The 12664-nt window shown below is 61.3% G+C and carries 8 protein-coding genes; 3 read left to right on the top strand and 5 right to left on the bottom strand.

What is annotated here, in order from left to right; all coding sequences use genetic code 11:
* The first annotated feature begins 186 nt into the window (after positions 1–186).
* Positions 187–2607 (top strand): GcvT family protein, encoded by a 2421-nt coding sequence (locus QO231_RS07440; RefSeq protein ID WP_316774769.1) that lies wholly within the window; start codon positions 187–189, stop codon positions 2605–2607.
* A gap of 99 nt (positions 2608–2706) precedes the next feature.
* Here the strand turns inward: QO231_RS07440 and QO231_RS07435 are convergent, their stop codons facing one another.
* From QO231_RS07435 to QO231_RS07420, 4 genes are all read right to left on the bottom strand, one after another.
* Complete coding sequence (locus QO231_RS07435; RefSeq protein ID WP_316774768.1) at positions 2707–4014, bottom strand: HlyC/CorC family transporter; 1308 nt, start codon at positions 4012–4014, stop codon at positions 2707–2709.
* Between the two features lie 71 nt (positions 4015–4085).
* Positions 4086–5048 carry a tyrosine recombinase gene (locus QO231_RS07430; protein WP_316774766.1) on the bottom strand — a complete coding sequence of 321 codons (963 nt, stop codon included), beginning with the start codon at positions 5046–5048 and terminating at the stop codon, positions 4086–4088.
* Between the two features lie 2 nt (positions 5049–5050).
* Positions 5051–6556: a hypothetical protein gene (locus tag QO231_RS07425; protein ID WP_316774765.1), complete on the bottom strand. Its 1506-nt coding sequence runs from the start codon at positions 6554–6556 to the stop codon at positions 5051–5053.
* On the bottom strand, positions 6546–6695 hold the full coding sequence (locus QO231_RS07420; RefSeq protein WP_316774764.1) for a hypothetical protein: 150 nt from the start codon (positions 6693–6695) through the stop codon (positions 6546–6548). Before QO231_RS07420 ends, QO231_RS07425 begins: the two co-directional genes overlap by 11 nt.
* 78 nt (positions 6696–6773) lie before the next feature.
* Here QO231_RS07420 and QO231_RS07415 point away from each other — a divergent pair, with 78 nt between their 5' ends.
* Both QO231_RS07415 and aroB read left to right on the top strand, forming a co-directional pair.
* The gene (locus QO231_RS07415) at positions 6774–7364 is read left to right on the top strand and encodes a shikimate kinase (RefSeq protein WP_394356581.1); all 591 of its coding nucleotides are present in this window, start codon (positions 6774–6776) and stop codon (positions 7362–7364) included.
* Between the two features lie 2 nt (positions 7365–7366).
* A complete protein-coding gene (gene aroB / locus QO231_RS07410) occupies positions 7367–8479 on the top strand; it encodes a 3-dehydroquinate synthase (protein ID WP_316774761.1) in 1113 nt (370 codons plus the stop codon).
* Positions 8480–8616: 137 nt separating this feature from the next.
* Here the strand turns inward: aroB and QO231_RS07405 are convergent, their stop codons facing one another.
* Positions 8617–12567: a S8 family serine peptidase gene (locus QO231_RS07405; protein WP_316774759.1), complete on the bottom strand. Its 3951-nt coding sequence runs from the start codon at positions 12565–12567 to the stop codon at positions 8617–8619.
* Positions 12568–12664: the final 97 nt, after the last annotated feature.

Below are 12664 nucleotides of genomic sequence, written 5' to 3'. Positions count from 1 at the left end.
CGAAAATGCGTTGGTGAGGGGCGTGACCTATCGATTACCCGCAGATTCTCGTGCGGGATTTGCTAGAAGCCCTGGCCGTTTCGCAGACTTGTATCACCGCGACGCATCATGTCGGGAAAGGGCAACCTTCGCGAATTTGCCCGCGCCAAGGTGCCGGGCAACGCAACGTATTTGCAGGACCTAAACATGCGAACCCATGCCCAGGCCGTTGTTATCGGGGGCGGCGTCATTGGCTGCTCGATCCTTTATCACCTGACCAAGCTCGGCTGGAGCGACGTGGTTCTGCTCGAGCGGGACGAGCTGACCAGCGGCTCCACATGGCACGCGGCGGCCAACATTCACGGGCTGCATGACAGCACCAACATCTCACGCATCCAGCACTATACGATGAACCTCTATAAATCGCTCGAGGCGGAAACCGGCCAGTCCTGCGGTGTCTTTCAACCTGGCTCGCTCTATCTCGCGCAGACTGAGGCGCGCGAGCATCAACTGCGGCTGCAGGCGGCCAAGGCAAAGCTCTACGACATGAATTTTTACGAAATCAGCCGCGATGAAGCCGAGCGCCTGCACCCGCTGGTGAATTTTGACGGCATCCGCTGTATCATGTGGGAGCCCGACGGCGGCAATGTCGACCCCAGCGGTGTGACCAATGCCTATGCCGCGGGCGCGCGCCAGAACGGGGCAGAGATCATCCGATTCTGCCCGGTCACGGCCACTGAACAAAAGCCCGATGGCGGTTGGATCGTGCGCACGGCCAAGGGTGATATCGCGACGGACTGGGTGATCAACGCCGCCGGTCTCTGGGGGCGCGAGGTGGCGGCGATGGCGGGGATCACCCTGCCGCTGCAACCGACCGAGCACCAGTATTTTGTCACCGAAACCATCGCCGAGATCGCCGCCCTTGATCGCCGCCTGCCGTCGGTCAGCGACCGGGATGGCGAATACTACCTGCGTCAGGAGGGCAAGGGGCTGCTGGTCGGCGCATACGAGCGGGACATGCGCTTCTGGGCCGAAGAGGGCACGCCGCAGGGTTTTGGCCACGAACTCTTTGCCGATGATCTCGAGCGGATTGAAGACAACATGATGCGCGCCATCGAACGGGTGCCGGTGGTTGGCCAAGCGGGGATCAAGCGGGTGATCAACGGCCCGATGATCTGGTCGCCCGACGCCAACGTGCTGTTCGGCCCGGTGCCGGAACTGTCGAACTACTTTTGCTGCAACGGGATCATTCCCGGATTTTCCCAATCGGGCGGCATGGGGCTGATGGCGGCGCAATGGATTGTCGAAGGCGAGACCCGCTATGACATGTTCGCCTGGGATATGGCGCGGTTTGGCGAATGGGCGGACAGGGCGTTCACCAAGGCGCGGGTGCGCGATCAGTATGCGCATCGCTTTGCCATCCATTTCCCCAACGAAGAACGCAGCGCCGGTCGGCCGGCACGCATGCGCCCTGTCCATGACCTGCAAAAGGAAATGGGCGCGGTCATGGGGCTCAACACCGGCTGGGAACACCCGCTGTGGTTCGCCGATGCACCCGGCGTCACCGACACCAACGGCTTCACGCGGCAGAACTGGTGGGAGCCGGTGGGCGCGGAATGCCGGATGCTGCGGGACCGTGCCGGGATCATCGATATCTCCAACTTTGCCAAGTATCGCTGCGCGGGATCCGGGTCCGAGGATTGGTTGAACACCGTCTTTGCCAACCGGATGCCGCAAAATGTGGGCCGCTCCTGCCTGACGCCCCTGATCGGCAAGCGCGGCGGTATCGCCGGGGATTTCACGGTCACGCGATTGTCCGAGGATGAGTTCTGGGTCATCGGTTCCGGGATGGCCGAGCGGTATCACCAGCGGTTCTTCAAACAGGTCCCGCTGCCGACAGGAACCACGTTCGAAAGCCACACAACCGCGCTTTGCGGGTTCAACGTCGCCGGGCCTGACAGCCGCGCGCTGCTGCAACGGCTGACCAATTCGTCGCTCGCGACCGATGATTTCCCATTCATGCGCAGTCAGAGGATCGAGATCGCCGGTATCGCATGCCTTGCCCTGCGGGTCTCCTTTACCGGTGATCTGGGCTGGGAGTTGCACTGCGCCGAGGCCGACCAGTCGCGCCTCTACGCGGCATTGATCGAGGCCGGCAAGGAAGTCGGTGCGGGGCCCGTGGGCAGCCGCGCCCTGATGAGCCTGCGCATCGAAAAGGGCTATGGCTCCTGGGGCCGCGAATACTCGCCGGAATACCACCCGCAAGAGGTCGGGCTCGACCGGCTCTGCAAGATGGACAAGACGTTCCTGAACATATCCGCTGCCGCCGAAGCCCTGGCTCTGCCCGCGCGGGAACGGTTGGTGTTACTGGCATTGGATGCCGCCGATACCGACGCCTCGCATGCGGATGCTACCGGTGGCGAGCCGATCTTCAGGGATGGCCAGGGCATCGGCCGCGTCACGTCAGGCACCTATGGCTACACGGTGGGGCAGAGTCTTGCGCTTGGCTTTGTGCGAATGGTCGCCGCCGGAGACAGGGTCGAGGTCATGGTTCTGGGCCGACCCCATGGTGCCACCATCCTTGCCGAACCACCTTTTGATCCGAAAGGCATCCGCCTGCGCGCCTGATCCTTTCGCTCCTTCATCTTTGCGGGAAATACTCCGGGGGGTGAACGGAGAAAATCACCGATATTAACCGGAGGGGACAGCGCCCCCTGTCGCCTGTCGTTACAGGGGCCTTATTTTCAGCCCGGTGATCCGGTTGCCGTCCCGCGCCATCACCTCGAACCGGAAGCCGTGGAAGGAAAACACCTGGCCGATCACCGGGATCATCTGTGCCTCGTGGATGACCAGGCCGGCGATGGTGTTGGCCTCGTCATCGGGCAAACCCCAGTCGGTGGTGCGGTTCAGGTCGCGGATCGTCATCGCTCCATCGATGATGAACTGCCCGTCCTCTGTTCGTGTAACCGGCAGTTCGGCGTCCGGGTCGAACTCGTCGGTAATCTCGCCGACGATCTCTTCCAGGATGTCCTCGAGCGTGATCAGCCCCTGCAGGCTGCCGTATTCATCGACCACCAGCGCAAAATGCGTCCGCATGCGCAGGAACTGCCGCATCTGGTCATCAAGGGTCGTGGTTTCAGGAATGAAATAGGGCGGGTTGGCCACGTCGGTGATCCGGAACCGCTTTAGCGGCTGGGCGTTGCCGCTCGCGCCGCTGACCATCTTGTACATGGCGCGCAGCAGATCCTTGGCATGCACGACGCCGATGATGTTCTCGGGTTCGTCGCGAAACACCGGTAGTCGTGTATGGGGGCTATCCAGACATTGCTGCAGGATGTCTTCCGGCGGACTTGAGGTGTCGATCATTTCAATGCCGGAACGGTGCAGCATGATCTCTTCCACGGTGCGTTCGCCCAGATCGAGCGCGCCCAGGATGCGGTCGCGGTCTTCCTTTTCCACGACGCCTTCGGAATGACCCAATTGCAGCGCCCCGACAATTTCCTCGCGCACCGCGAGAACATGGCTGTCGGGGTCGATTTCGACGCCAAAGAGGCGCAGCACACCCCGCACGAGAAATCGGACGGCCATGACAACGGGGGCAAAGACCGTCACGACGAGGCTGATCACCGGCGCAACGGCGGCGGCGGCTTTTTCGGAGTTGATGATGGCATAGGTCTTGGGCAGCACTTCCGCGAAGACGAGAACCAGAATCGTCATCACCAGCGTCGCCAGCGCCACGCCGGATTCGCCGAACGCACGGGTAAAGAGCGCGGTTGCCAGTGACGTTGCAAGAATGTTCACGAGGTTGTTGCCGAGCAGGACCGATCCGATCAGCCTCTCGCTGTCTTCGGTGATCGCCAACGCCTTTTCCGCCCCGCGCGATCCCTTGTCGGCCTGGCTTCGCAGCTTGCCGCGCGAGGCCGCCGTCAATGCGGTTTCCGAGCCGGAAAAAAAGGCCGACAGGACCAGAAGGAGCAGGATCGCGGCGCTGGTCATCCAGAAGGCGACGTCCATGACAGAGGAACTCGTTTCCATAGGTTGATTGGGTATCCTTGATGCTGAACCGGTTATGGGGTCGCGCGCGTGCCGGATCAAGAGGGACGGCGCTATGTCTCGGACTTCGGAGCTTTGCGGCCACGGGCCAGGGGATGATGCTCCATCACCAGTTCTGTCAGCCGTTCGTCAAGAACATGGGTGTAGATTTCGGTCGTGGCGACATCGGCATGCCCCAGAAGCGTCTGGATCGAACGCAGATCGGCGCCATTGGCCAGAAGATGCGTGGCAAACGCATGGCGAAGGGTGTGAGGCGTAACCTTGGCAGGAGTAACACCACCGGCGGCCGCCAGTTCCTTGATCAGCAGGTAAAATCGATGCCGGGTCAGGTGGCCGGACTTGCCCCGCGACGGAAAGAGAAAGCGCGAAGGGAGCACACCTTTGGCGGCGGCCTTCTCCTCTGCACCGTCCCGCGCGCCAAGCCAGGTGGTGAGCGCGGCGCGGGCAGGCGGTGACAGCGGAACCATGCGTTCCTTGCCCCCCTTGCCGAGGATCAGCAGCATTCGTGGATCGCCACGTGCGGCGGAAACGGGCAAAGCGACCAACTCGCTGACCCGCATTCCGGTGGCGTAAAGCAGCTCCATGAGGCAGGTATTGCGCAATCGGTCCGACGGGCTGCGCCCGGTCTCGCGGGCAGCAGCAAGCAGGCGGTCGACTTCGGCGACATCCAGCGTCTTTGGCAAACGCTTGTCACGCCCAGGTCCCCTGATCTGGATAGCGGGGTTGTCGGCGCGCCAGCCTTCTTCGAACGCAAAACGATAGAGCTGCCGGATCGCCGACAGGCGGCGGGCGCGGGTGGATTTTGACAGGCCCTGCGCGTCGCAATGGATCAGGTATTCCTCGATCTGCTCGCGCGTCAGGGCATCAAAGGTGTGCTTGCCCCGCTGCAGCCAGGCCAACACATCCTTGAGATCACGGCCATACGCCAGAAGCGTGTTGGTCGCCGCACCAAGCTCGGCTGCCTGCGCTTCGAGAAATATGGAAATCCACTGCACACCGTCATCAGGACCAGCCATGGTCAGGTCTCTCCGAGCAGCATCAGTTGCAGCGCCGCCTGCCTTGCCGTTTCTTCAAGTCCAAAGGCGCGCAATGACGCCAGCGCCTGGGTCAGGTTTGCGATGTTGCCGTCGGTGCCGCTGTCAAAATCGCGGATCGCGATGAGCAGGGCCTCGCCAAGCGGTGGCAGGTCTGGACCGGTAGACGTGGCGGGCAGTTCAAACGCCTCTGCAATTGCGGCGGCAATGTCATTGGGTGGGGCAACACGGGTCGGCTCTCCGCTTGCCAGTGCGGCGAGAAAGCGGCTGTCCGCGTCATCCTTTGGCAGTGCCGCGCCGGCAATCTTGTAGGAGGAGGACAGCAGACGGATGCGCCAGGCCAAATCGCGCGTTTCCGGATCGGTGAGGGCAACCTTGGCGAGGTCGTCGGCAAAGAGCTGGGCAAACGGAACCGCAAGGTTGGCGTCGCGCATGGCGCGCCAGGCCCGCGGCAGGGTCTGCGTGACGGCGGCGGCGTCGCGGGCGAGCACGGCATTATCAAATTTCTGCAGCGCGCTGACCCTGTCCCAGACACCGCCAGAGGCTGATGGGCGCTGCGCGGTGTACAGACCGAGAAGCTGGTTTGGCGCCAAGGCACCGATGCTGGAGAGCCGCTCGGCGGCTTCGATCTGGGCTTTCCAACCCGCGATGTCCCGCAGATCGGCGGTTGCAAAGGCGCGGGGCAGAGACGCCGTGGGCAAGCGTTCTCCGATGGTTTCAAACAGCCTGAATGTCAGCGGATCCGGGTCGGCGGGCGCGGGGAGTGGCGGAGCACCTTCAAAGATGTCCGGGCTGAGAAACCGGTCGAGCAGATCAAGCTGTTCGGGGGGCAGGAGTTCGAGCGCATGCGCGGTTTCCAGCGTCAGCGCAGCAGTTTGCCAGTCCCCCCGCCGCGCATCACAGAAGATACGTGTCGCATAGCGGGGCGAGAGATGCGGGGCCTGGGCAAGCGCTGCGCAGCCACGGTCTTCGTCGCCGGTCAACAGCGTGGCGTCAAACCAGCGTTGAAACAATGCGGCGCTGTTCGTCGGATCGGCCTGTTCCGCAAGCGACTGCGCCGGGTCGGTTGCGCCAAGCGCAAGCAGGCGATCGATGCGCGCCAGCAACAACATTTCGGCCGCTGTTTCACCATCCGGCGGCAACGCGTCGGTCAGCAGCAGTGTGTAAAGCAGAGTCTGCATGGCCGGACTGCGTGCGACGGGAACATCGGCGATCAAACGGGCCAGATTGTTCACATCGCTGCCGGCCCAAAGATCAAGGGGAAGGCCGGTCACGTCATTTGGCACCAGCCCCACGGCGATGGCTGCGGCAGCGAGTATGCTGACCTCGATTTCCGGCTGTCTGGCGCTTTGCACGACCGGCGGCTCCAGATGCACCGGGTTGGCCGCATCGGGAGGATGCTGGCCCAGCCATTCGATCACCGAAAGAGGTTCCTGTGCACAGAGGGAAGCCGGGAGAAGGACAAGCGCCAGCGCGGTTTTAATCGACATCCAGCTCAACCGGCTCTCTTATCTCGGTTTGAGGTTCTGAAAAATCATAACCGAACCACGGCCCGATATAGGCATAGGCAACCACGGCGATGAACGCCAAGCAGACGAGATACAACAATAATTTAAACAATCTACGCATTTGGCTGCACTGTCCTGTTTCAGTCTTTTGAATATATATATATGGCCTTTTCGGGAAGATCACGTCATTCAGAGAAGAATGAGCAAAAATGAGCAAAACATGACGAAAGTGCGGACGAAACCGCATTCTGGACGGTTGAAAAAGACCGTGGTCATGGTGGGCATGATGGGTGCGGGCAAGACCGCGGTTGGCCGGGCGCTTGCGGCGAGGCTGGGCGCGCCGTTCCTGGACAGCGATGCTGAGATCGAGAAGGCCGCCGACAGGACCGTGCCCGAGATTTTCGAACGCGATGGCGAGCCGTTTTTCCGTCAGAAGGAAAGCCAGGTCATCTCGCGGCTTCTTGATGGCGAGTGCTGTGTGCTGTCGACCGGCGGCGGCGCGTTCCTGGCGGCAGCGAACCGCGAGATGATTTCCGCGCGCGGCGTGTCGCTGTGGTTGAACGCGGATCTGCCGGTGCTGTGGAACCGGGTAAAACACAAGGAGACCCGGCCCTTGCTGCGCACGGGCAATCCGCGCGGGACTCTGGAAGAGATATTCAATGCGCGCGTGCCGATCTATTCAGAGGCGGATCTGTCCGTTGTTTCCGATGGTTACGCGTCGATCGAGCAGATGGTTGATCGGGTGCTGAGCGTTCTGGCAACGCGCCCGGATGTTCTGGAAGTGGAATAGCGATGCAGGAAACCGTTCATGTCGCCCTTGGGGCGCGGTCCTATGATGTCGAGATCGGGCCTGACTTGATCGACCACGCGGGCGCGCGTATTGCGCCGTTCCTGCACCGGCCCCGGGTGGCGGTGGTGAGTGATGAAACAGTGGCCGCGTTGCATCTGGAGAGCTTGCGCGCCGGTCTGGCGGCGCAAGGGATCGAGATGACCGCGCTGGCCCTGCCGCCGGGCGAGGCGACCAAGGGCTGGCCGCAGTTCGGCCGCACGGTGGAGTGGCTGCTTGATCAAAAGGTCGAGCGCAACGATGTGGTCGTTGCCTTTGGCGGAGGCGTGATCGGCGATCTGGCCGGGTTCGCGGCGGCGGTGCTGCGGCGCGGGGTGCGGTTCGTGCAGATTCCCACCAGCCTCTTGGCACAGGTGGACAGTTCGGTTGGCGGCAAGACCGGCATCAATGCACCGCAGGGCAAGAACCTGATCGGCGCCTTTCACCAGCCGGTGCATGTGCTGGCGGATACCGCGATCCTCGGGTCTCTGAAGCCAAGGGATTTCCTCGCGGGCTATGGCGAAGTGGTGAAATACGGTCTGCTGGGCGATGCGGGGTTTTTCGACTGGCTCGAGATAAACGGTCCGGCGCTGGCGGCGGGTGATATGGCCGCCCGCGTCGAGGCGGTGCGCCGGTCGGTGCAGATGAAAGCGGATATCGTTGCGCGGGACGAGACCGAGCAGGGCGACCGTGCGCTCTTGAACCTGGGCCACACCTTTTGCCATGCGCTCGAGGCGGCGACCGGATATTCGCAGCGGCTCTTGCATGGGGAGGGGGTTGCGATTGGCTGTGCGCTGGCGTTTGAACTGTCGGCGCGCATGGGACTGTGCAGTCAGGAATGCCCCAGCCGTGTGCGCGCGCACCTGCGCGATATGGGCATGAAGACCGATCTGGCGGATATCGAAGGGGCATTGCCGCCCGCCGCGCGTCTGCTGGACCTGATGGGACAGGACAAGAAGGTCGTGGACGGGCAGCTGCGGTTCATTCTGGCGCGCGACATCGGCGAGGCCTTTGTAACATCGGATGTGCCCGAACAGCAGGTCCTGTCGGTGTTGTCCGACGCCTTGGCCAGGCGTTGACATTCTCCAGTACAGTTATGCAACAGGCCTGAACCACCAAGGGCTCAGGCCTGAAACAGTGTAGGTCAGGATATGCTTGCGAGACGGCGACCCATTCTCGGACAGATCCGCAAGGACAATCCCGTACCGGGGACAGATCAGACGAACAGGAAGTCGTCGCTCGAAAAATCTGCGGCTGCAAGCGTATCGTCATTGTCATTCAAGATGACGCTGTCGGTGCCATAAAAGATCCGCACATTTCCCGACGCCATATCCACGATGTTGAGGTCGTCATAGTCGAATCCGGTCAGTTCGATCAGATCGGAGCCGAGTGCGAAGTCACGCACGCGATCGATGAAATCGTCGACGATCAAGCTGAAGGTATCAGCGCCACCCTGACCGAACATCTGGTCACGTCCATCGCCGTCAAGAAGCGTATCGCCACCGCCGCCTCCGCGCAGAGTATCATTCCCGGCATCGCCGCTGAGCGTGTCACTGCCGCCGTTGCCGCGCATGTTGTCGTTGCCGTCACCGCCCGCCATGAGATCATGCCCTTGCAGGCCGCGCATTGCATCATCGCCGTCCATGCCTCGCAACAGGTTGCTGTCGGAGGACCCGCGAATGTTGTCATTGAGGTCGGTTCCATAGAAGTTCTCGAAGTGTGTCATGGTCTCGACCTGGCCACCCCCAGCAGTGGCCGTACCCGTGCCGAGATTGAAACTGATACCGCCTTGGTTGACGCCGCTCCAGTCGATCAGGTCGATACCGGCGCCGCCGTCATAGGAGTCAACGCCGACGATTGTGCCGACGGTTACGATATCATTGCCCGCACCCGCGTCGATGACATTGGTTCCCACGCCTTCGATGATGATATCCCGCTGGCTGGTGCCGATGAAGTTCTCGAACCCGAACATCGTTTCGGACTGGCCACCCGCGCTGGCGGTGCCGCCGGACAGATCATAGGTTCCATTGACCTGCGATGATCCCGACCAGTCGATGGTGTCGGTCCCGAACCCGCCGGTGAAGCTGTCGACACCGATGGTGGTGTTGACCTCGACCGTGTCGTCGCCGCCGCCTGCGTCGATGACATTTGTTCCCGCACCTTCGATGATGATGTCCCGCTGGTTGGTGCCGATGAAGTTCTCGAACCCGAACATCGTTTCGACGTTGTTTCCGGACGTTGCGGTGCCGTCGGAGATGTCATAGACACCATTCGCCTGTGACGAACCTGACCAGTCGATGGTGTCGTTGCCAAAGCCGCCGTCAAAGCTGTCGACCCCGATCGCCGTGTGAACTTCGACCGTGTCGTTGCCGCCACCTGCATTGATCACATTGGTGCCGTTGCCTTCGATGATGATGTCGCGCTGGTTGGTGCCGATAAAGTTCTCGAACCCGGACATGATCTCCTGGTTGCGCCCCGACGTCGCGGTGCCGCCAGAGATGTTATAGACGCCGTTCGCCTGCGTCGAGCCGGACCAGTCGATGGTGTCGGTCCCGAACCCACCGGTAAAGCTGTCGACTCCGATCACCGTGGTCACCTCGACCGTATCGTTGCCGCCTCCGGCATGGATGACGTTGGGGCCGTTACCTTCGATGATGGTATCGGCTTGGTTTGTGCCGATGAAGTTCTCGAACCCTTCCATGATCTCTTCATTGGCGCCGGATATGGCCCGGCCGAGAACGAAATTGTAGACGCCATTGGCTTGGGACGATCCCGACCAGTCGATGGTGTCGTTGCCAAAGCCGCCACGAAAGCTGTCACTGCCGATTGCCGACGTGACAGTGACAAGGTCATCCCCGCCGCGCGCGTTGATATCATTGGCTGCGATGCTCTCGATAATGGTGTCATCATTTTCCGTGCCGACAATGTTTTCAAAACTATCCATGACTTCGGTATTGCCAACCGAGTCCGTGGCCAGCCCGGTCGCAAGGTTGAATGTCGCGCCGTTCTCGCTGACCGCTGACCAGTCGATGGTGTCCCGGCCAGAGCCTCCGTGAAAGGCGTCTGCGGCGATTGCGGTTGTCACGATGACGGTGTCGTCGCCGTCATATCCATCGATATCGTTGGTTGCGTTGCTTTCGATGATGGTGTCGCCATAAGCGGTGCCGACAATATTGGCAAAGCTGCTCATGACCTCGGTATTGCCGTTGCTGTCACGGGCTTCGTTACCGGCAAGATCGAATGTGGCCGAGGTTTCGCCGCTCTGCGCCCAGTTGATGGTGTCGCTGCCTGCGCCACCGTAAAAGGCATCGGCTGCGATGGCGGAGTAGACCTGAATCGTGTCGTTGCCCTCGCCGCCGTAATAGCGGTCATTGCCGCCAGCGGTGGTGTCACGCAGAATGTCGTTGCCGCGCATGCCATAGATGTCATTGGACCCGGCTCCGTCAAAGATGATATCCTGATGGTCACCGCCATAGACGTCCTGAATGCTCGACATTGTGACCGCCACACCGTCGATGACACCCTGGCCGATTTGCAGGTTGATGATTGATGCTGCGTTCACGGCGGACACATTGATCGTGTCCGATCCGGCACCGCCGGCGAAATTGGTGCTGTGACCGGCAACCCCTGCGTAGTCCGAGAATTCATTGGTAAAGATGAACAGATCGTCGTTTGTGACCGACGATCCATAGGTGCGCAGGTCAAGGTCGTTGATGACGATGGGCGAACTGATCGCGCTGTCATCATCCCGCACCTCCACAGTCCACATTCCGGCGCTCATCTCGCCCCGGAACCCTGTTGCGCCAAACCGCCATTCGCCGCTGTAGTTCTGGGTATCCCCGGTGTCGGCGATCAGCTGAATCCGGGTGCCCTGGGGCGAGGTCAGATAGACTTCGAGATCGGCAAGATCAGCGGCTGAGACAATCTCGACCTCAAGCGACACATGTTCGATCCGAATGTTGGTGGCCTCGTTGATGTTGAAGAAATTCGAACCGCCAGAGGCCGAACCGTTTGCGATGGTGACATTGCCGTTCAACCCATCCTGAAACGTCGTCGCATCGTTGGCGCTGGTCGAGGTGCTGGTCCAGGTTTCCGCCAGCCTGACCGCTGCCTTGGCATCGACCAGACCAAAACCATAGTCGTTTGAGACGTGCAGCCCGCCACCGTTCCAATTGTCGGCATCGTTCCACCGCCAGCTTGCGGCCCCCGCAGTTCCCTGTTCGAACCCTTGCGCCGCGGCACCAACATCGCTGCCCACGTGGCGCGCGGAATAGGACAGGATCGACTGGACATCGCGCCAGCCAAGATCGGGGTTTGCCTCGAGCATCAGGGCAACCACGCCCGCCACCTGCGGGGCGGCGGCGGATGTACCACCGAATGTGTTGGTGTAGTCGGTATTGGTGTATCCGGCTGCTCCGGTATTGTCGGTCGTGGATATGGACGGATTGTTGTTGAGATCATCGGCAAAGGCGGAAACCAGTACGTTTGCGCCCGGTGTCGAGAAATCGGTGACTTGTCCATCCTGACGGACGGCGGCCACGGAAATGGTGCCTCGATGCGAGTCGATGGCTTCGGCGGTGCCTTCCTCGCGCAGAGCGTTGTTGGCAGGTGCGCGGCTGTTGCCCGATGATTTGACCAAGACCGTTCCCAGGTCAACGCCGCCAACCGTCCGGCCATTGGCCAGCGCGTTGTTCACCGCACTGATCAACCCATCGCGATCCTGGAAAACACCGGATCCTTCGCCATAGCTCATGCTGACCACGTCGTGGTTGGCGGTCACGGCCAGATTGATCGCGTCTTCGATCTGGTCGCGGGACCAGTCGGTCTTGTAGCCAATCAGATCGGCCCCGAAGGCCACGCCGACAGTGCCCTCTCCATCTGCAGCGGCCCCGATGATGCCCATCACCGGTGTGCCGTGGTTGTCCCCTTCATTCACGTCGGGCAGGGCGACGGCATCGCCGTCCTCAAAATCCCAGTCCAGATCGGTGCGGTAGTTGTCAAAATCGGGATGGTTGTAGTCAAATCCCCGGTCGATGACTGCGACCCGGACACCCGAGCCGTCATAGTCGTCCCAGGCATCGACCACATTCAGGTCGAACTGTCCGTTTGTGTCGTTCAGCAGATGCCACTGGTTGGCAAAGCGGGGGTCGTTGGGAATAAAGGCCATGACGTTTTCCAATCAAAAGTTCTTGTTCTAACACCGCGAAGCGGACCTGCTAATCGGCAGGCCCTGCGGCTGACACACGCTTAGCGCGCGTTCGTAT

Source organism: Sedimentitalea todarodis (genome assembly GCF_032595355.1).
Taxonomy (GTDB): domain Bacteria; phylum Pseudomonadota; class Alphaproteobacteria; order Rhodobacterales; family Rhodobacteraceae; genus Sedimentitalea; species Sedimentitalea todarodis.
Note: the sequence above shows the minus strand (reverse complement) of the source record. Positions and strands in the feature narration are given on the sequence as shown.

Excerpts from the sequence above, each read along its gene's own strand:
- QO231_RS07435 (WP_316774768.1), bottom strand. The coding sequence starts at position 4,014 with ATGGAAACGAGTTCCTCTGTCATGGACGTCGCCTTCTGGATGACCAGC.
- aroB (WP_316774761.1), top strand. The coding sequence starts at position 7,367 with ATGCAGGAAACCGTTCATGTCGCCCTTGGGGCGCGGTCCTATGATGTC.
- QO231_RS07420 (WP_316774764.1), bottom strand. The coding sequence starts at position 6,695 with ATGCGTAGATTGTTTAAATTATTGTTGTATCTCGTCTGCTTGGCGTTC.
- QO231_RS07440 (WP_316774769.1), top strand. The coding sequence starts at position 187 with ATGCGAACCCATGCCCAGGCCGTTGTTATCGGGGGCGGCGTCATTGGC.
- QO231_RS07405 (WP_316774759.1), bottom strand. The coding sequence starts at position 12,567 with ATGGCCTTTATTCCCAACGACCCCCGCTTTGCCAACCAGTGGCATCTG.
- QO231_RS07415 (WP_394356581.1), top strand. The coding sequence starts at position 6,774 with ATGAGCAAAAATGAGCAAAACATGACGAAAGTGCGGACGAAACCGCAT.
- QO231_RS07430 (WP_316774766.1), bottom strand. The coding sequence starts at position 5,048 with ATGGCTGGTCCTGATGACGGTGTGCAGTGGATTTCCATATTTCTCGAA.
- QO231_RS07425 (WP_316774765.1), bottom strand. The coding sequence starts at position 6,556 with ATGTCGATTAAAACCGCGCTGGCGCTTGTCCTTCTCCCGGCTTCCCTC.